Origin of the sequence: Runella salmonicolor (assembly GCF_024158025.1) — a bacterium.
In the GTDB taxonomy this organism is placed as follows: domain Bacteria; phylum Bacteroidota; class Bacteroidia; order Cytophagales; family Spirosomataceae; genus Runella; species Runella salmonicolor.
This window is the reverse complement of record NZ_JAMZEL010000005.1, coordinates 318,424-338,372: the sequence shown is the minus strand read 5'-3', so window position 1 is coordinate 338,372 and position 19,949 is coordinate 318,424. Positions and strand designations below refer to the sequence as shown.

The following is a 19,949-nucleotide window of genomic DNA, read 5'->3' as shown; positions in this document are numbered from 1 at the left end:
TTTTTAATTATTTTCTTAATCGCTTGATGTTAAGTTATTTCGTCTCTGATTGTTGACTTGCCATTTTGGCGTGCGCAAGTGCCTAAAATGGACTAATTACGCCCTTTCCTTATTTCTAGCATAATATCTGGTGCGTAAAGCACTACTTGTGTGGTGGCAAATAGGCGAATCAAATGCAAATTATAGGGGTTGATAAATATTTAGGTACGACTGAATGGCTTTTTTATCCATTGAGCTGCTCTTTTGAGCAACGATTTGCCTTTTTCGCCTTCATCAGTGTAATAGCCGTTGGCTTTTCCGTAGTAATCATACGTGTACTTATAACTGTACCCATAGCCCTTAGAAGCATAATAAGAAGCAGACGCTAGCGAAGCATAAAGATTATCTCTATAAAAATCGTTGACAATGACGCCCACCGATTTGAGGTCAAATTCTTCCGTAATTTGGTCGGCGAGCAAATACGATTCTTCATTTGAATACAGCCAACGAATAATAAAAATGACCAAATCACTTTTTCTTAGCAGCGGAATATTATCGGAAACCAAACCGATGGGAGCCGTGTCAATCAGTACAAAGTCATATTCTTTTTGGCAGGCTTCAATCATATTTTCGAAGCGTTCATTCTGAATGAGTTCTGTCGGATTAAAAGGCACTGGCCCCGCAGGGATGTAGTCTAAGCCTTCAATCACAGAGTGTTGAATCACCTTTGTGTAATCTTCTACTTTTTTTGTCAAAAAGGTGCTGAGGCCAACTTTATTGCTGTTGTTGAAGAATCGATGCAGTTTTGAGCGACGTAAATCCGAGACAATAATTAATACTTTTTTGCCTACTTTGGTCAGTGAGGTTGCCAGATTAATGGTAACAAAAGATTTTCCTTCGCCCGATACTTCCGACGTAATCACAATCAATTTTCCTTTCGTATCCTCACTATTGATGAGAAAATTTAGATTGGTTCGTACGCTATTGACCGATTCGGCAAAGAGCGAGCGATTGTCTAAGAAGTGTAAAAGGTCTTTTTCGTTATTTTGGACCTTTTCTCCGTAGCGGTGAATAGTGCCCAGTAAATTGACATTGCTGTTTTGACCGATTTTGGGAATCTCAGTAAACTTCCCGTTGAGGTAGCGGGCCAAAAAGATAGACCCCATTCCTATAAGCAAGCCAAGCAGGATAGATGATAATAGCAATCGGGCGGATCGGGGGTATACTTTGTAGGAGTCGGTTCTGGTTAATACCGTAAAGGAAGGTAACATCCCTGCCTTCACGATGGAGGTTTCGATTTCTTTGTTGATTAGAAGAAGGTAAATCTTTTCGTTGACGTCGCGGTCGTTTTGAAGGTAGCTCAACTCGCGCTCTACAGAAGGCAGTGCATTCATGCGGCTTTCGAGCAGGGATAAATTTTCGTTGATGATTTTAAGCGTACCTTCGTTTTTTTGGCGTTGGAGCTTGATGTTACTCAAAATTTGCTCGCGCAGGTGTTCAATTTCATCGTCGGTGGCTTTGACAACGGGATTGTTTACGCTCAGGTTTTTGCCGATGGTGAGGCCTTTGCGGTCCAAAATCAGTTTGTTTAGTTCTGTCACCAACCTTACCAATACGCCGTCGCTGTTGTTGTCAAGGCCAATGTTGCCAATATTGATGGGTTCAAAACGGTTAGAAAGGCTTTGTTCGAGAAGATTGATGTATGACTTCTGGATTTCGAGCATATTCTTTTGGGTTTTGAAACCCGTAATCTGATTCATCACGTCCGACATCGACGCCTGTAAATTGGGCACTGACCGGCCTTGTTTGTACTTTTCCAGTTCAGAAGATGATTTTCGCAGCGCATCAAAGTAGATTTTGATTTGTTCACGAATAAAATCAATGGTCAGATTGGAAGAGCGCTTCTTTTGTTCGAGGTTGTATTTTTGGTAGGATTCAATCAGATTTTGCAAAAAATCCTGCGTGAATTTCCGATTGTGGTACGTAAAAGAAATCGTCAGAATTGGCATGTTTTGCTCAGCCTCTTCTACGTAAATCAGGTCGTCCATGCGTTCGCGCATGGCGTAAATATCATTGTAAGTAAACCCGTAATCTTGGGTGAAAGTAGCTACTGAATTGACTTTAAACGACAGGCCTTTGACCGCAATTAAGGTATCTTTGGCTAAGTCAAAACGACTGATTTCTTCGCTTAATTCTGTCTTATATGTAATTATTCCACTGGGCTGGATTTCAAACTTGCCGTACTCATATTCACTCGATTCATACGAGACGATTTCGGCCGTAAACGGCTTAAACGGATAAACATCTTCGGTCAGGAAGGTAGACTCACTATAAAACGTAAAAGGATATTTGAGGCGCTCTACGGCGCCGTTGATAACCTCCTCTGATTTGATAACGTATTTTTCGGTTAGGTATTCCTGAACACTTGCGTCAGGTTGGATGAGTTTATTTAGCTCATCTATTTCCGTCTGTTTTTCATTGTATCTCAAAAGTACTTCGGCCACATAGCGCGGCTTGGCTACTTGTAAAAAGATAATACAGCTAACGGTGGTGACGGTTAGAGCCCCCAAAATCCAGTACCAGCGACTCCAAAGGACCCGCAAGATGCGTTTTACGTCAATGTCTGCGGATACTTCTACATATCTATCCCGCGATTTATTCTCATTCTGCATAGAGGCGTCACCAAAACTTTTTAGCCCAGACGGTTGAGCAAAGGTAATTGTTGTATGTTCTCAAAGAGAGGATTTTGCGTCAATTCACTTAATTTTTGCAAATGCCGTAGTCCGTGGGCGTCCGTTCCGACGGCATCAATGTAATCTGCTTCCAGCAATTGCTCGGCGGCCCGCCGTTCGGCCGCTCCGTAAAACCCCGTCAAGGATAATAGATTGAGTTGAAAACAGACCCCGCTGTTTTTCCAAAGACTCCATTCTTTGGGTTTGTTGTGCCAATAACGATAGCGCTCAGGATGGGCTAAAAGGGGGGTATAACCCTTTTTCTGAAGCATTTCGGCCAACTTAACGCCCCAAAGGCTGGCGTTTTGCATGGGTAATTCAAACAAAATGTACTGATTTTCAATGGGTAATAATTGACCGTGTGTGATGAGTTCAAAAAAGTTTTCATCGGCATAATACTCCGCCGACGCTTCTAAAACCAACGGCAAGTTATGCGTTTGAATCAGGTTTTGTACTTTTTGAGAAGCGGCTGTGATTGTTTCGTGGGTATTTTTATAAAAATCGGCCCGTACATGAGGGGTAGCCACTATTTTTTTGATACCCATTTGTACATAATAATGCAGCATTTCTAAACTCTGTTCTTCGTTTTGACTGCCATCGTCAATTCCGGGCAAGATGTGGCAATGCCAATCGCTTTCGATGGCTGCCAGCGATACGGCCTGCGGAGATTTGCTTTTGGAACCTTTTAAAAACGAAAACATAGAGGGTGGAATCAGTTTCGGCTGATGGTTATGTAAAGCCCCAGTAATATAGCTATTGCATTTAAAGTTAGGGCAATAGGTTGTAAAATGCTGGAGAATTTTTGGTTTTTTATCACCCTTAAACTGCTTTTGGATGGGGGCACAAACACATAGTCGCCATCAAAAATCGGGATGTTGGCCACGGCTGGGTCGCTCAGATTGCGAACATCATAACTGATTTCTTGTTGCATACCTGAGCGGGTGCGAATCAACTTGATGGTATTGTCAGCGATGGTAAAATCAATTCCGCCCGACATTGCAATGACTTCTCCCAGGGTTATTTTTTCCATATCCATCGTAATGACTCCTTGCTTGGCCACCGCTCCCAACACCTGAATACGACGATTGGTGATTTCAACGTCAAAAACGGGGTTATTTATCAATTGTTGATATTGCTTCTCTATTGCCGCTGCCGCTTCGGCTTTGGTAAGTCCAGTCAGGCTGATGCGCCCCACTTGGGGCAAAATGATTTGGCCTTTTAAATCTACCGTAGCGAGATACGCGGGCGTAACGCTTGCCTGTCCGCCCGTCATAGGAGAATTTCCCACCGTAATATTTCCACCTTGCGGATAGATGATTTCGAGGGCATTTAGACTCTGAATACGGAGTTTATCGCCCACTTTAATACGATAAACGGAGGTGTCTTTGGGAATCCCAAAATAGTTTGTACTGATAATTCCGCTTGTTTTTAGGGTGTCAGTGGCGCTTTTTTGGGCCACAACCTGAAAACACAACAGTATAAATAATAATGTTAAACGCATAGCAAAAATAGAAAAGGAGATATAACCTCGAAACAAAATTAAGTAAATTGCCCGCCAGACCAAAATTGCGACCGACGTCAAAGCTATGACCTTAAATTATATACGTCTGTTTGAAGGTCAATGTCTGTTATTGCAACCGTTTTATTTTCTAAAAATAACATGCTGAAACCTTTTTATCATCCACATCTCATTGAAGCTGGGCTCGACGAAGTAGGCCGTGGATGTTTGGCGGGCCCCGTGGTTGCGGCGGCCGTTGTTTTACCAAAAGACTACACGAATCCTTTGCTCAATGATTCTAAGCAGCTCACCAAAGTGCAGCGTAACCAATTGCGTAACGAAATCACCGAAGTGGCATTGGCTTGGGCCGTAGCGGAGGTCTCTAATCAAGAAATTGACCAAATCAATATTCTAAAAGCTAGTTTTTTGGCTATGCACCGTGCGCTAGATCAGCTGGCGCTGCGCCCCGAACATTTGTTGGTTGATGGCAATCGTTTTACGCCTTACCCTTTTGTAGCGCATACTTGTATTGTGAAAGGAGATGCTAAGTTTATGAGTATAGCGGCGGCGTCGGTGCTGGCAAAAACCTACCGAGACGACCTCATGGAGCGGCTTTCCGAAGAATTCCCACAGTATGGTTGGGCCAGAAATGTGGGTTATCCTACTCCTGTTCATCGGCGAGCCATTGAGGAGTTTGGCCCCTGTCCACACCATCGGATGTCATTTAAGTTAATATGAATTTCAAAGGTTTACAGAATAACACTGTAAGTTTTAACGCGTCTTTGTACCTTTGCCGAAACATTTCCCCATTTTGTATTTCGTAAATCCCAAATTGTAAATCCAATGGTTGCTACGACAACAGGGCGCGACACCCAAATATTTGATTTGATCGCTAAAGAACACCACCGCCAAGAGTCGGGTATTGAACTGATTGCTTCCGAAAACTTTACTTCTAAGCAAGTAATGGAAGCTCAGGGAAGCGTGTTGACCAATAAATACGCCGAGGGCTTGCCCGGCAAACGTTACTACGGTGGCTGCGAAGTAGTAGATCAAATTGAGCAGATTGCGATTGACCGCCTCAAAGAATTGTTTGGAGCCTCTTGGGCCAACGTACAGCCCCACTCGGGAGCTCAGGCCAACACGGCAGTGTTTTTGGCGTGCTTGCAGCCCGGTGATAAAATTTTAGGCTTCAACTTAGCGCACGGTGGTCACTTGACCCACGGCTCACCAGTCAACATTTCTGGTAAATATTTTCAGCCGTTTTTCTACGGAGTAGAGCAGGAAACCGGACTGATTGATTGGGACAAAGTAGAGGCTACTGCCCTCAAAGAGCGTCCCAAAATGATGATTTGCGGGGCTTCTGCTTACAGCCGCGATTGGGATTATGTACGTCTACGGGCCATAGCTGACCAAATCGGCGCGGTTCTTTTGGCGGATATTTCGCACCCAGCGGGTCTGATTGCCAAAGGACTATTGAATGACCCGCTTGAGCATTGCCACATCGTAACCACGACTACGCACAAAACCCTGCGCGGACCACGCGGTGGGGTGATTATGTTGCGGAATGATTTCCCCAATCCATTTGGTATCACTACCCCCAAAGGAGAGATTCGTATGATGTCGTCGTTGCTTGACTCTGGCGTATTTCCAGGGACGCAGGGCGGCCCGTTGGAGCATGTGATTGCGGCCAAAGCCGTAGCTTTTGGCGAAGCGTTGAGCGATGATTATACCGAATATGCCGTTCAGGTACGTAAAAACGCGCAGGCTATGGCCGCTGCGTTTGTAGGAAAAGGCTACAAAATTATTTCAGGAGGTACAGATAACCACTTGATGTTGATTGATTTGAGCTCCAAAGGATTGACGGGTAAGTTGGCCGAAAATACCCTTATCAAGGCAGATATTACGGTAAACAAAAACATGGTGCCGTTTGATACTAAATCACCGATGGTCACCTCGGGAATGCGCGTCGGAACGCCCGCCATGACCACTCGTGGCCTCAAAGAAGCCGATATGGAGCGCATTGTTGATTTGATGGATACGGTATTAATGAATGCCGACAACGACGCAAAAATCGAAGCCGTAAAGCAGGAAGTAAACGACTGGATGGCAAAAGTGCCTCTCTATTTATAAGTAATCAGTCTTCAGTTTACAGTAGGCAGTAATTAATACAAAACTTTGTTTTTCTACTGCCTACTGTAAACTGCCTACTTAACTATTCTTCTCCAACAACTTCACCAATACTGCAAAGTCTTTGGGATAAGGGGCTTCTACTTTAATGGTTGCGCCATTCATCAACTGAAACGACAGCGAAAAAGCGTGCAGTGCTACTCGTTGCATGATGGGACGCTCTTCGGTCTCTTGCTTCAATTTATAATCCTTTTTCAACGAAGACAAAAGCACGTTGGCTCCGCCGTAGGTTGGGTCGCACACGATGGGTGCTTTGAGGCATTGCAAGTGGATACGTATCTGGTGCATTCGGCCCGTGATGGGAATACATTCCACCAATGTGTGTCGGCGAAAGGCTTTGAGCGTAAAAAATACGGTTTCGGCCGCCTTTCCTTTTTGACGGTCAATCTTTACGGCGGTGCCATCTTTTACGGGTGAAATCGGTAAAAACACCGAAATACTGTCAAAATCGTGGAGGCCGTTGGCCACGGCGTGGTAGCGCTTGGTCACTTCGCGGTGTTCAAACTGCATGGCCAAATGGCGGTAGGCCTCGGGATTTTTAGCGATAGCCAATGCACCAGAGGTTTCTTTATCCAATCGGTGTCCTACCTGGGCGTCAAAACTATATTCTTTGGCCATCCGAAGAATACTCACCGACTTGTCGGCGGTACGTTCATTAATGGTGGCTACGTGCGGTGGTTTATTGATAACGATGTAATCTTCGTTTTCAAACAATATCAAATCTTTAAAATCAAATTTTGTCATTTATTGGGAGTCCTGCTATTGTGGGAGGATAAAATCAAAACCAAAAGAAGCGGTTGGGAATTCCGAACCTTGCTTAGAATGGTGCGTTTTTTAGTAATTGCCACAAAATTAGCCTTTTATTTGACGACTTACCAACTACGGCGCAAAAGGCAAGTCAAGAATGACTTGCTTGAGGGGAAGATTTTGGAGGGACACCGCCGCTTTGTCGCCATACAGCAGCTTGAGTTTGTTCTGAACACTTTGCAAACCATACCCGCCGCTGATAGGCTCGGGAAAGCTAGGGCCGTTGTCATGGACCGTAATTCGCAGCAGGTTTTGTTCTTTAGTGACTCGGACTTCAATCACGCCGCGGTCGGCAATACGCGCAATGCCGTGTTTGATGGCATTTTCAACCACGGGCTGAATTAAAAAACGGGGAACGGGTATGTTTCGGAGCGTTTCGTCGCGAACAATTATTTTAAAGGACAGACGGTCACCGAAGCGTACTTGCTCAATTTCGAGGTAGGTTGCGACCATTTCCAATTCGTTGTCGAGGGAGTCAAAATAATCCGCTTTTTTATTGGTCACGTATCGGAATAATTTCGATAACAGCAACGTCATCTGTTCGGCTTTGTCGGGGTCAATATGAACCAAACTTGCGATGCTGTTGAGAGAGTTATACAAAAAATGAGGGTTGATTTTGGCCTGAAGCGCTTCCAATTCGGCTTTGGTTTTTGATTTTTCCAATTCCGAAAGTTGCAGTTCTTGCTCGGTAATAATGAGCGTAAGCTGTTTGCCCTGTTTTTGAAAATAATGAAAAACGTTGGCGACAAAAATCGGGCACAGGACGTACACGTACCAAGGAGCGCTGTTGGTGACTTGATTGGGGAATTTTTCCAGCACATCGCTAATGATTTTGTCGCCGAATTGAAAATAAGAAAATGTTATTAAGCCCAAATAGCCAATTCCCACAATCAACGACAGTGTCAAGTGTTGAATCCAAGTGGCTTTAAAATACTTTTCTAATGGGCCAGAGAGCCAATTGGTTATGAGGACTGTAATGATTCCACCAGAAATATTATTGCCAACAATGTATTGGTTGAGCATGGCCAAGCGCGGGTCGGAGGCGGTCAGAATCTGGTGCGTAAAATAAATGACCGCACTGACTCCGTAGAAAATAAATGCCCCGATAAAAATCCCGATGACGGTCCCAAACCAGCCTGTTCGATATAAAAAATGGGTAAGAGAGGCAAAACGGTCGGTGGGGTTTCGTTTGCTGATGCCGGAGAAACTGAAATTTGCACCCGCAATTTTGGCGTTGGTGAGGTTGGTCTCGACCAATGACGAAAAGCTCAAATTGGCATCGGTCAGGTCAGCATTTTCAAAATTGGCATCGTCAAGGTTGGAAAAACTGAGGTTTGTTTTCTTTAAAATTGAATTGCTGAAATTAACCCCTGACAAATCAGAAAATCGAAAATCTGCGCCCGACAAATCCATTCCGCTCAAATCCATGCCCGTTATCTCCGTTTTACGAAAATTGGAACGGGCATTTTTGAGGTCTTCGTAAATTTGGTCGCGCGAGGCCGATTTCATTTCTGTACAACGGATTCGTGGTGCATGTATTTCAATAAAAATAAAAATCAATAAGCAAACAGGCGGTTTGTTTTTGACAAATCAATGTATCGAGGGGGTGAAGTCCGTAATTCTTCTGACAAAACGTATCCTCCATTCATTATTAAAACTCTTCTTCTCGGCGGTCAATTCTCGGTGTGTCGTTTTTGCCGATGTCTTCAATCGCGCCCATAATCCCCGAACCATCCCGACGTTCTACTAAATTATAATACTGAAATCCTACTGCTACCAGCACCAATGACCGCACTAGAACAGAACCCACGGTTCCGATTACCCCGCCCACGGTAGTCCAGAAAGTATTGATGCCATCGCCGATTTGAAGAATAGAAGAAAACGTAACAATCATCGTCGGAATCTGAAATACATAACCGATAATACCTGAGATGATTCCCATAATCATCAACAGCCCAAATGTAGACCACCATTTATCATTAATAAGATAAAAACACCGGCGAAACGTAGCTTCCAAACCCAGGTTTTCGCGCATCATGACCATGTACATTAGCGAGAGCGTAACTCCCACGTAGATGCCCGGAAGGAGAAAAAACATCGTTGCTACAATCACCGCTGCTACCATCACAATGCTGAATCCTACGCCTTTTCCAATGTGTTCTTTCACCCGATTCCACATGATTTCGGGCGTAATATCTCGGTTTCCTTTTTCATACTCAATCAAGTAAGCGTTGACCACTAGCGTGGCAGCTAGCCCCGCCGCTCCCAAAAAGATGAACAGTAGCAACATGGATGAACCCATAGAATAGATACTAGAAAGGGAGCTGTCGACGTCGTCGGAGCCTAAGATTTGCTGTTGGAGTGAGAGCATATTGGACTGGTACGCGCCCATAAAAAAGCCGCCAATCAGCGCTGGTGGGCCCGCAATGTACAAAAGAGAAAGCATCAACGGCTTGAAATTCTGGATGATAAACTCAAATGTTACATTGATTTTTTGTCCAAAATCGCGCTCCTGTTGTAATTGGATAGGTGGTTTCATCGGTTAGAAAGTTAAGAGGAGATGGTTCGTTAGGAGGAAATTAAGAGAGGGTCGTTTGTCGGTAAATTTTGCGCGGGTAAAGAACAAAATACCACACGATAAACAGGGCCGAAGCAATAATAATGACGCTGCTAACTACGGGATGCAGGGTAAGCCGGGTAATAAAACTTTCTAAAAAACCCGCAGCAATAAAGACGGGTACCAAGCCAATTACAATTTTCATGCCCTTTTTTGCGCCCTGTTTAAAGGATTCTAGCCGGCTGTAAGTGCCGGGGAAAAGTAAACTGTGGCCCATTACCAATCCAGCAGATCCCGCAATCACAATGGCCGATATTTCGAGCGTACCGTGAATCCATATTTTCAGAACAGAAGTCAATAGCAGGTCGCGCTCAAAGAAAAAGTACTGAAAAGAACCCAACATAACGCCATTTTGGAATAGTACAGCGATGGTGCCAAATGAGAAAAAAGCCCCTAGCGCAAACGCAACAAACGAAACTTTAATGTTGTTGACGGTGATTTGCATAAACATATCGGCTTGGCCTGTACCGCCATAAATAGCTAACGGGTCGCCATTTTTAATGTTTTCGAGGGTTTGATTTACGTACGCATCGCCCATGATGAGTCTTACGTAAGTATCGTCGTGGGCTGCCGATAGCCAGCCCAGAATACACGCACCGAAAAAAAACAAGAATGAATACAACAACTTAAACCGCGATTCAAACAGCAACAGAGGCAGTTCGTATTTCCAAAAAGCGGCAATACGGTTGCGGTCTTCTTGGCGGTTGGAATAGAGTTTTTGATGAAACTGAGCCGCCACCCCGTTGAGATAACGCGTTACGGTGGACTTTGGATAGAACGTCCGGGCGTACGAAAGGTCATCAGTCAACTCAATGAATCGCTCCGTAAGCTGGTCGGGGTCGTGGGCGGGGGTAGACTCGTATTCGTGCCACTTTTCCGTATTTCGTTTGACAAAAACAGCTTCTTTCATTAAAATGAATAAATGATAGAATGAGTAAATAAACGAATTGTCTATTTTGCGGAAAAGTTATAAAAAACTATTCACTCATTCACAAATTCATCCTTTTCCACCCGAAAAAATGTCAGTCCGTATCCAAACTTCCCAAAATGTTGAATTAGAATATGAACCAGCCAGTGTGGGAGACCGTATTTTGGCGACCATCATCGACCGATTGATTTATTTGGGGTGGGCTATGGCGTGGTTTGGGTTGTTTTCTTTGCTCAAACTGGGCGATGATCAATCCATGTTTTTGATGGTTTTAACCATCATCTTGCCCGTTTTACTTTATCCTTTGCTTGCCGAATATTTTTTAAATGGGCAAACGTTGGGAAAACGGGCCATGAATATTCGGGTGGTGCGCTTGGACGGCAACAAACCAACACTTAGCGCCTACCTGTTGCGGTGGCTATTGTTGATTATTGACACGGGTATTTTTACGCCGATTGTGGCCATTATTGCAATAGCGGCCAATGGAAAGGGCCAGCGAATAGGCGACATTGCGGCGGGTACTACTGTCATAAAAACAACCAAACGCGTACAGCTCAGCCAAGTGGTATATCAGGAACTTCCTGAAGATTATAAAGTTACGTATGCAGAAGCCGCACAATTAACTGACCGTGATATTGAAACCATTCGGCAGGTACTTAGAAGACGTAATGAAGAATTGACGGCCCAAACGGTCGAAAAGGTGTCGAATGTACTGAGTATCAATAATATCACCGAGCCGCGTACTTTTCTGCTGACCATCATCAACGATTACACGTATTTGGCTGCTCAGGAAAATAATTGATTGAATCTGAAACACCCCTAAAAACATGCTTTTTATTCAGGAATTTATCAAAGACTATCCTTCTTACCTCGAACTGCCCGTTCAGTGGGGGGATATGGATGCCATGCAGCATGTAAACAATGTTTCGTACCTGCGTTATATGGAGTCGGGCCGAATTCGTTTTTTTAGTGATTTTTTACAATTAGCGGCCTTACCAGAAGGAATTGGACCTATTTTAGCCGAAATAAACTGCCGCTATAAGTTTCCTGTCACGTATCCTGATACGGTTGTGGTGGCGTCGCGGGTCAAACCTGAGTCGGTGGATGAATTCAGTATACAATTGCAACAACTGATTATCAGTACGCGCCATGAGCGCATCGCTGCCGAGGGTGTTGCCCGGGTGGTATTTTATGACTATGCCCAAAAAAAGAAAGCCCCTATTCCAGAGGCCATCAGAGCACGACTTTTGAAAAGTTAAGAGAATGTCGTAACGTCGTCGAGGATTAGGCGTCCCCGTTCAAAACCTCGACGACGTTGTATTTTCTATCGTCTTCCCGTTGATTTAGTATTTCCGGTCGATTTGTTGTAAAGCTTCACTGCATCGGGCATCAACTTCTGAAGGTTGGATACGCGGCTATTATCAGCGGGGTGGGTTGAGAGCCACTGTGGAGGTTTCTGACCACCACTTGCCTGCGCCATCCGTTGCCAAAAATCAACGGCAGCGCGTGGATCATAGCCAGCCATAGCCATAAACGTAAGTCCCAAACGGTCGGCTTCACTTTCCTGATTGCGGCTATTGGGTAAAATATACCCCACACTGGCCGCCGCTGGGGCCGCTATCCCGTACAGTCCCATCCAAATGTTTTGGGTTTCTTGGGGCTTGTTGGCCATCGCAACACCCAAGCCCACTTGACCAGCAGTGAGCGCTCCTTGTGCGAGCAATCCCTGGCTCATGCGTTCAGCGCCATGACTGGCAATGGCGTGTGATATTTCGTGACCCATAACCACGGCAATACCCGTTTCATCGCGGCAAATGGGCAAAATACCTGTGTAAAAAACCACTTTTCCACCGGGCATACACCAAGCGTTGACGGCTTTGTTTTCGATGACGTTAAACTCCCACTGAAATCCTTCCAATACCTGACTGTAGTTATTAGCAGTCAAATATGCTTCAACGGATTTTTTGATGCGTTGCCCAGCGCGTTTGACCATTTCTACCTGAGCGCCGCTTCGTAGCACTTTGCTGGTGTCGAGCACCTCTTTGTAGCTAGTAAAACTCATGGGTAACAGTTCTTTACTGTTGATAAGCATCAACTGATTACGGCCCGTGAGGGGCACTTTTTGGCACGCAACCACGAAAACCAACGATGCTATAGACGCAATTATGAATCGTTTCATTTTGATGTAGAGATTAGTGAATTTCGAATAAGGCAGCGAATAAATAATGCTGCACAGAGAATGCTCTAAAAAAGTGTGCCAGTAGGGCAGGAAAATGTGGAATTATTTACACATCCACACTTTTTATTCCCATCATAAATCTTAGTACCTTCGAGTTCCTGAATTTACTTTTTGTAGTTGTTTATAAAAGAAACCGTTTCTATATGTATTTGAATATCAACGCTCAAAAACAAAACACTTACGACGCCATCGTTATCGGGTCGGGTATATCGGGCGGCTGGGCGGCCAAAGAACTCTGTGAAAAAGGCTTGCGTACGCTGATGTTAGAGCGTGGGCGCGATGTAAACCACATCACTGATTACCCCACGGCCATGAAAAATCCGTGGGAGTTTGAGCACCACAATCGCCTTCCACCGTCGTTTAGGGAAGAGAACCCCATTGCAAGTAAGTGCTACGCGTTGGACGAAGCCACACAGCAGTTTTTTACTAAAGATGCTGAGCAACCCTATATTCAGGAAAAACCCTTTGACTGGATTCGGGCGTATCAGGTAGGCGGTAAATCACTTTTGTGGGCGCGGCAAGTGCAGCGTTGGAGTAAGTTTGATTTCGAAGGGCCCGCCCGCGACGGCTTTGCTGTTCCGTGGCCTGTTACCTATGATGAAATGGCCCCTTGGTACAGTTATGTAGAACGTTTTGCTGGCATCAGTGGCAATAAAGACGGATTGGAGGGGTTGCCCGATGGGGAATTTTTACCCCCGTGGGAATTAAACTGCGTTGAGAAGCACCTGCAAAAATCGCTGAACGCTAATTATACCGACCGTCACCTTATCATTGGTCGCTGTGCGCACCTCACCAAGCCACAGCCTTGGCATACGGCCCTTGGCCGGGCGCAGTGTCAGGCGCGGCATTTGTGCTACCGGGGTTGTCCTTTTGGTGCGTATTTTAGTTCACAATCGTCTACCTTGCCAGCGGCACGCAAAACGGGAAAGCTTACACTTAGGCCACATTCGGTGGTTCATTCCATTATTTATGACGAAAAACTGGGTAAAGCCTCAGGCGTCCGGATTATTGATGCCAATACCAAAGAGGTGATTGAATATTACGCAAAAATCATCTTTTTGAATGCTTCTTGTTTGGCAAGCAACCAGATTTTGCTCAATTCAACCTCCAACCGCTTTTCGGCAGGGCTGGGAAATGACAATGGACTGCTCGGCCATTTTGTGGCTTTTCACAATTATCGCGGGAACGTTTATGCCGATATTGATGGCTTTGAAGATCAATATTATTTTGGTCGGCGGCCAACGTCGGGTTTTATGCCACGTTATCAGAATGTGCATAAACAAGAAACTGACTTCTTGCGGGGGTATCTCGTGGCGCTGAGTGCGGCCCGTGGTGGCTGGGGAAATGCAGCGGGGCAAGAAGGCTTTGGAGCCGACTGGAAAGAGAAAAATAGCCAGCCTGGTCCGTGGCATTTGTACGTGCAGATTCAGGCCGAAACAATTCCGAAGTTTGAAAACCATTTACGACTCAGCCCAGACCACAAAGATAAATACGGTATTCCGCAGTTGATTACGTCGGTAGGATATGATGACAATGACCTGAAAATCATTAAACACTTTCATACCACAGTGGCCGAAATGTTGGACAAAGCAAGTTTTAAAAATATTCGTTTGGTAGATGATAAACGTAATCCTGGACTGGATATTCACGAAATGGGTGGTGTAAGGATGGGGGCTGACCCCAAAACCTCGCTGGTCAATAAATGGAATCAATTGCACGCCTGTAAAAATGTATTTGTTACCGACGGGGCGGCCATGACCTCCATCGGCACCCAGAACCCCTCCTTGACGTTTATGGCGTTTACGGCCCGGGCGGCTAATCACGCCGTTGAGGAAATGAAGAAAAAGAATTTGTAGTTTTGTGCATTAGTTTTCCAATAATTTGATTGAAAATGAAAAATCTATCAAGGTTTACCCTCATCGGGGCCATTTTGCTGCTCTGGGTATTTAAAAGTTACGTGGCGTTGTCTCAAACATCCAAAGAGACATTGGTTGCCGATATTGAGAAAAAACGTTTTGCCGCATTGGTCAGCAAAGATTATGCATACCTGAACCAAGTAATGGGTGAAGATATAGTTTACTGCCATTCCAGCGGATTGATTGACACAAAGGCTTCCTTCATTCAGTCTATGAAAGACGGTAAATTAGTCTACAACGAAATGACACCTGATGAGCTGAAAGTGCGGATTTATGATAAAACGGCCGTGATTACGGGGGTATGTACTGCCAAAGTAGTCAGCAATGGCCAACAACTTAATACTCGTTTTCGTTTTACAGATGTGTACGTTAAGCGCAAGGAAGGGTGGCAAATGGTTACGTGGCAATCACTTCGTTTGCCGTGAGAACTAGCCTAAATTAAAAAAGACGTAGCCCTGCAACGTATGTCCTCTTTTTTTCGTCTTGGTTATATAAGACGAGTTAAAAGTACCATTGAATAGGTTTTGCGTCGAAAGCTTGTAAGTTTTTTGAAAAAAACTGATATTCGAGCGCAATATTAAACCTTTGGCGTGGGTTTTGTATAGTGAGTTAATTGTGAAGAATCAATTTTACTTAAAATAGTAACTATTTATGAAACGTTTTTTTACGGTTTTTGTAATGATTGCAGTGGTAGGTACCGTGGTGGTTTCAAGCTGCAAGAAGAAACCTAAACCTTTAAGCGAAATTATCGGACGAGTGTGGAGCGCGCAATTGATTAAGCATGGTTCGAGCGTAGTGTATACCAAGGGCGCCGCTACTAACCCAACACCAGGGTATCTTAATTTTCGGTTGGATTTGAGCAGCCCTACCTCCGCGACCTTGAAAGAGTGGGATGGAAATACTTTTACGGGTCAGTGGGAAGTGCAGGAAACAACTGCTGGTAACACCCTAATATTAAAGAATTTGACACCACAGCCAACAGGCACCAACGGAACCATTCAGTTTACGATAAACTCGGCCACTGAAACGGAATTTGTTATGACCCGCACCTCTGGAAGTCAAAAAACGGGCGGAACCATTAATAACTATACATTGGTATCACCTTAAAAAAGGGGATCAAAATAAACTATTTAGGTGTCGTTCTCTGACAAGAGGGCGACATTTTTTATTTTTGCCAAACACTTCATCCAAACGCGTATTCCCAATGATAAAACCCTTTATTTTTCTCGCCCTGTTTTCCGTCACTCTACACGCCCAAATGAACTATCCCACTACCCGAAAAGTAGCACAAACCGATGATTATCATGGTACAAAAGTAGCCGATCCTTATCGTTGGCTCGAAGACGATAACGCCGCCGATACCAAAGCCTGGGTAACGGAGCAAAATAAGGTCACTTTCGGATATTTGGAAAAAATACCCTACCGAGGCCTCATCAAACAGCAATTGGAAAAAGTATATAATTACCCCAAATATTCGGCTCCGCGCCGCAAGGGAGAGTATTTTTATTTTTATAAAAACGACGGATTACAAAATCAGTCAGTGTTGTACCGCCAAAAAGGAATGAGCGGTGCGCCCGAAGTGGTGCTGGACCCAAACAAACTTTCGGCCGACGGTACCACCCGGCTAACGGTATTTAGTTTGTCCAAAAAAGGAGATTATGCGGTTTGTGGTTTTTCTCAGGGTGGCTCCGATTGGCAGGAATACCAAATTATGGATATGAAAACCCTGAAAATGCTCGCCGACAAAATCGAATGGGTAAAAGTATCGGGGGCTTCGTGGCAAGGAAATGGTTTTTACTATAGCCGTTATCCCAAACCTGAAGGCAGCGCATTGGCGGCAAAAAATGAAAATCACCAAGTGTTTTTTCACAAAGTAGGAACCGCGCAGGCAGCGGATGAATTGGTGTATGAAGACAAAGCGAACCCTCAGCGTTTTCACGGGGTGTATGTAAGTGAGGATGAGCGGTTTTCGTTCCTGAATATTTCAGATAGAGGCAAAGGAAAAGATGGAAATGCACTCTATTATCGCGAAAATGGCCAAAAAGAGTTTAAGCCCGTAGTTGCTGAAATTACAGACGATCAGTTTTCGATTGTCGATAACGTGGGCAATAAATTTTTGCTGCGTACCAATAAAAATGCCAAAAACGAGCGTGTCGTACTTTTTGACCCAGCCAATCCTGACGAAAAAAATTGGAAAGAAATTCTCCCTGAAAAACCCGAACCATTGCAGGGCGCAGGTACGGCAGGTGGGAAGATGTTTGTGACGTACCTCAAAGACGTAACGACCCGCGCTTATGTGTACGACTTGAACGGAAAGCTCGAAAATGAAGTGCCGCTCCCTGGCTTAGGCTCAGCGGGTGGTTTTGGTGGTGAAAAAGAAGACAAAACGGTTTTTTATACGTTTTCTTCTTTCAATTACCCTCCCACGATTTTTAGTTATGACATTGCATCGCGGAAAAGTACCGTGTTCCGTAATCCTGAAGTGGCCTTTACACCCGCTGATTATGAGACAAAGCAGGTGTTTTATCCCAGCAAAGACGGTACCAAGATTCCGATGTTTATTGTCTATAAAAAAGGACTAAAATTGGACGGAACGAATCCCACTATTTTGTACGGCTATGGTGGATTTAACATCAGCCTGACGGCTAGTTTCAGTCCCGTATTGATTCCATTTTTGGACAATGGCGGCGTATATGCTCAGGCCAATCTGCGCGGCGGGGCCGAATACGGTGATAAATGGCACGAAGCAGGAATGCGGCTTCAAAAACAGAATGTGTTTGATGATTTTATTGCGGCAGGGGAGTACCTCATTGCCCAAAAATATACCTCCAACGCCCGTTTGGCATTGCGTGGTGGCTCTAATGGCGGCCTGCTGGTCGGAACAGTCATGAATCAGCGGCCTGATTTGGCCAAAGTGGCGTTTCCGCAAGTGGGCGTTATGGATATGCTTCGTTTTCATAAATTTACCATCGGTTGGAACTGGATTGCCGATTACGGCAGCAGCGACAATGCCACGGATTTCAAAAATTTGTACGCCTACTCACCTTTGCACAACATCAAAGAAGGCATTAATTATCCTGCAACGCTCGTTACTACCGCCGACCATGACGACCGCGTGGTGCCAGCGCATTCGTTTAAATACATTGCTGAATTGCAGGCCAAAGCCGCCAAAACCACCACAAATCCTCTTCTGATTCGGGTTGACGTAAACAGTGGACACGGTGCAAGCAATACCGCTAAGTCGTTGGAGCAAACGGCTGATATTTACGCTTTTATGTTTTATAACATGGGACTTAGCTGGAAGTAACATTCATCCAAAAATCAACAAACACAATATTATGGCTACTGGATTTTTCAACGTACCTGTTCCCAAAAACGAACCCGTCAAATCTTACGCACCGAATTCGCCCGAACGGGCCGCGCTCAAAGCGGCTCTTGTGGAAGCACGAAGTCGCCAAATAGAGATACCAATGTACATCGGTGGCGAGGAAATAATGACGGCGGATAAACATGCCGTGACACCTCCCCACGACCACCAATACGTACTTGGGTATTATTCTTTGGGGGATGCGTCGCACGTGACAAAAGCCATCGATGCAGCTTTGGCAGCGCGTGAAAATTGGGCAAATTTAAGTTGGGAACATCGGGCCGCCATTTTCTTGAAAGCGGCTGATTTACTGGCGGGTCCGTACCGCGCCGAAATCAACGCAGCGACCATGCTTGGACAATCCAAAAATGCCTATCAGGCTGAGATTGATGCGGCCTGCGAAATGATTGATTTCTTGCGTTTTAATGTATATTATGCTTCCCAAATATACGGTGAGCAGCCGCAGTCGTCGGAGGGGGTTTGGAACCGTTTGGAGCACCGTCCGTTGGAAGGGTTTGTGTTTGCCTTAACGCCTTTCAATTTTACGGCGATTGCGGGAAACCTGCCTACTTCGGCAGCGTTGATGGGCAATGTATGTGTGTGGAAACCCGCGCTTACGCAAGTGTACGCCGCCAACGTCTTGATGAAAGTATTCAAAGAAGCAGGCGTACCCGATGGCGTTATTAACCTGATTTATGTAGATGGCCCCGTAGCGGGTGATGTCATTTTGAGCCATCCCGACTTTGCGGGAATTCACTTTACGGGCAGTACAAAAGTGTTTCAGCATATCTGGAAAACCATTGGCGATAATCTTTCTATCTATAAATCCTTCCCGCGTATTGTGGGCGAAACGGGCGGTAAAGACTTCGTCGTAGCTCATTCATCGGCCAATGCCAAAGCTGTGGCCGTAGGACTGGTGCGCGGAGCGTTTGAGTATCAAGGCCAAAAATGCTCAGCTGCTTCGCGGGCTTACATCCCAGCCAACATATGGGAAGAAGTAAAAGGCTATATGCTTGCTGATTTGGCAAGCATGAAAATGGGCGTTACGGAAGATTTTTCTAACTTTATCAACGCCGTCATTGACGAAAAATCGTTTGATAAAATCGCAGGTTACATTGATAATGCCAAAAATGACCCCCGTGTGACGGTCATCGCGGGTGGAAATTATGACAAATCAACGGGCTATTTTATCGAGCCTACGGTACTGCTCACTACCGATCCAATGTACACCACGATGTGTGAAGAAATTTTCGGGCCAGTGCTGTCTATTTATGTTTACGAGCCAGATAAATTTGAAGAAACCCTTGAATTGGTCGATAAAACATCTCCTTATGCGCTCACAGGCTCTATTTTTGCCCAAGACCGCTACGTAATTGAGCAGGCAAGTAAGAAGCTGGTAAATGCCGCAGGGAATTTTTACATCAATGATAAACCAACGGGCGCGGTAGTAGGACAGCAGCCCTTTGGCGGGGCGCGAGCGTCGGGAACGAACGACAAAGCGGGCTCTATTTTAAACCTGTTGCGTTGGGTATCACCACGTACCATAAAAGAAACTTTTGTTTCTCCAGTGGATTATCGTTACCCATTCTTAGCGGAATAATAAATCGCGTTATAAGACTAGAAATCCCCCTTTTATGGAAGACTGCCAAGTGCCTGTCTGCTATAAAAGGGGGATTTTT

Annotated in this window: 17 protein-coding genes; 9 read left to right on the top strand and 8 right to left on the bottom strand. The window is 45.0% G+C overall.

Annotated elements, in window-relative coordinates; genetic code table 11:
• Positions 1 to 200: 200 nt before the first annotated feature.
• The 3 genes from NCI00_RS14830 to NCI00_RS14820 are packed head-to-tail and all read right to left on the bottom strand — an operon-like array spanning position 201 to position 4,212.
• Positions 201 to 2,651 carry a GumC family protein gene (locus NCI00_RS14830; protein WP_253528787.1) on the bottom strand — a complete coding sequence of 817 codons (2,451 nt, stop codon included), beginning with the start codon at positions 2,649 to 2,651 and terminating at the stop codon, positions 201 to 203.
• A gap of 20 nt (positions 2,652 to 2,671) precedes the next feature.
• The gene (locus NCI00_RS14825) at positions 2,672 to 3,412 is read right to left on the bottom strand and encodes a tyrosine-protein phosphatase (RefSeq protein WP_253528786.1); all 741 of its coding nucleotides are present in this window, start codon (positions 3,410 to 3,412) and stop codon (positions 2,672 to 2,674) included.
• A gap of 11 nt (positions 3,413 to 3,423) precedes the next feature.
• Complete coding sequence (locus NCI00_RS14820) at positions 3,424 to 4,212, bottom strand: polysaccharide biosynthesis/export family protein (RefSeq protein ID WP_253528782.1); 789 nt, start codon at positions 4,210 to 4,212, stop codon at positions 3,424 to 3,426.
• 159 nt (positions 4,213 to 4,371) lie between these two features.
• Between NCI00_RS14820 and rnhB the strand changes: the two genes are divergently transcribed.
• Together rnhB and glyA are read left to right on the top strand one after the other, a co-directional pair.
• Positions 4,372 to 4,947, top strand: coding sequence for a ribonuclease HII (gene rnhB, locus NCI00_RS14815; protein WP_253528780.1), 576 nt, complete (start codon positions 4,372 to 4,374; stop codon positions 4,945 to 4,947).
• Positions 4,948 to 5,052: 105 nt separating this feature from the next.
• Positions 5,053 to 6,339 (top strand): serine hydroxymethyltransferase, encoded by a 1,287-nt coding sequence (glyA, locus tag NCI00_RS14810; protein ID WP_253528779.1) that lies wholly within the window; start codon positions 5,053 to 5,055, stop codon positions 6,337 to 6,339.
• A gap of 78 nt (positions 6,340 to 6,417) precedes the next feature.
• Here glyA and NCI00_RS14805 read toward each other — a convergent pair whose 3' ends face one another.
• The 4 genes from NCI00_RS14805 to NCI00_RS14790 form a co-directional block, all read right to left on the bottom strand.
• The gene (locus NCI00_RS14805; protein WP_253528778.1) at positions 6,418 to 7,140 is read right to left on the bottom strand and encodes an RluA family pseudouridine synthase; all 723 of its coding nucleotides are present in this window, start codon (positions 7,138 to 7,140) and stop codon (positions 6,418 to 6,420) included.
• 135 nt (positions 7,141 to 7,275) lie between these two features.
• Positions 7,276 to 8,712 carry a pentapeptide repeat-containing protein gene (locus NCI00_RS14800; protein ID WP_253528777.1) on the bottom strand — a complete coding sequence of 479 codons (1,437 nt, stop codon included), beginning with the start codon at positions 8,710 to 8,712 and terminating at the stop codon, positions 7,276 to 7,278.
• Between the two features lie 142 nt (positions 8,713 to 8,854).
• Positions 8,855 to 9,742: a hypothetical protein gene (locus NCI00_RS14795; protein ID WP_253528775.1), complete on the bottom strand. Its 888-nt coding sequence runs from the start codon at positions 9,740 to 9,742 to the stop codon at positions 8,855 to 8,857.
• 40 nt (positions 9,743 to 9,782) lie between these two features.
• The gene (locus tag NCI00_RS14790; RefSeq protein ID WP_253528773.1) at positions 9,783 to 10,730 is read right to left on the bottom strand and encodes a stage II sporulation protein M; all 948 of its coding nucleotides are present in this window, start codon (positions 10,728 to 10,730) and stop codon (positions 9,783 to 9,785) included.
• A gap of 109 nt (positions 10,731 to 10,839) precedes the next feature.
• Here NCI00_RS14790 and NCI00_RS14785 point away from each other — a divergent pair, with 109 nt between their 5' ends.
• Together NCI00_RS14785 and NCI00_RS14780 are read left to right on the top strand one after the other, a co-directional pair.
• A complete protein-coding gene (locus NCI00_RS14785) occupies positions 10,840 to 11,550 on the top strand; it encodes an RDD family protein (RefSeq protein ID WP_253528771.1) in 711 nt (236 codons plus the stop codon).
• Positions 11,551 to 11,575: 25 nt separating this feature from the next.
• Positions 11,576 to 12,007, top strand: coding sequence for an acyl-CoA thioesterase (locus NCI00_RS14780; RefSeq protein WP_253528768.1), 432 nt, complete (start codon positions 11,576 to 11,578; stop codon positions 12,005 to 12,007).
• Positions 12,008 to 12,072: 65 nt separating this feature from the next.
• Here the strand turns inward: NCI00_RS14780 and NCI00_RS14775 are convergent, their stop codons facing one another.
• Positions 12,073 to 12,927, bottom strand: coding sequence for a M48 family metallopeptidase (locus tag NCI00_RS14775; RefSeq protein ID WP_253528766.1), 855 nt, complete (start codon positions 12,925 to 12,927; stop codon positions 12,073 to 12,075).
• Between the two features lie 203 nt (positions 12,928 to 13,130).
• On the opposite strand from NCI00_RS14775, the gene NCI00_RS14770 reads away from it, so the two are divergent.
• The 5 genes from NCI00_RS14770 (at position 13,131) to pruA (ending at position 19,870) form a co-directional block, all read left to right on the top strand.
• Positions 13,131 to 14,843 (top strand): GMC oxidoreductase, encoded by a 1,713-nt coding sequence (locus NCI00_RS14770; RefSeq protein WP_253528764.1) that lies wholly within the window; start codon positions 13,131 to 13,133, stop codon positions 14,841 to 14,843.
• 35 nt (positions 14,844 to 14,878) lie between these two features.
• Positions 14,879 to 15,328, top strand: coding sequence for a nuclear transport factor 2 family protein (locus NCI00_RS14765; protein ID WP_253528762.1), 450 nt, complete (start codon positions 14,879 to 14,881; stop codon positions 15,326 to 15,328).
• A 226-nt stretch (positions 15,329 to 15,554) separates the two neighbouring features.
• Positions 15,555 to 16,010: a hypothetical protein gene (locus tag NCI00_RS14760; protein ID WP_166556472.1), complete on the top strand. Its 456-nt coding sequence runs from the start codon at positions 15,555 to 15,557 to the stop codon at positions 16,008 to 16,010.
• A gap of 97 nt (positions 16,011 to 16,107) precedes the next feature.
• Positions 16,108 to 18,210: a prolyl oligopeptidase family serine peptidase gene (locus tag NCI00_RS14755; protein WP_253528760.1), complete on the top strand. Its 2,103-nt coding sequence runs from the start codon at positions 16,108 to 16,110 to the stop codon at positions 18,208 to 18,210.
• Positions 18,211 to 18,241: 31 nt separating this feature from the next.
• Positions 18,242 to 19,870, top strand: a complete 1,629-nt coding sequence (gene pruA / locus NCI00_RS14750) for an L-glutamate gamma-semialdehyde dehydrogenase (RefSeq protein WP_253528758.1) — start codon at positions 18,242 to 18,244, stop codon at positions 19,868 to 19,870.
• Positions 19,871 to 19,949 lie beyond the last annotated feature (79 nt).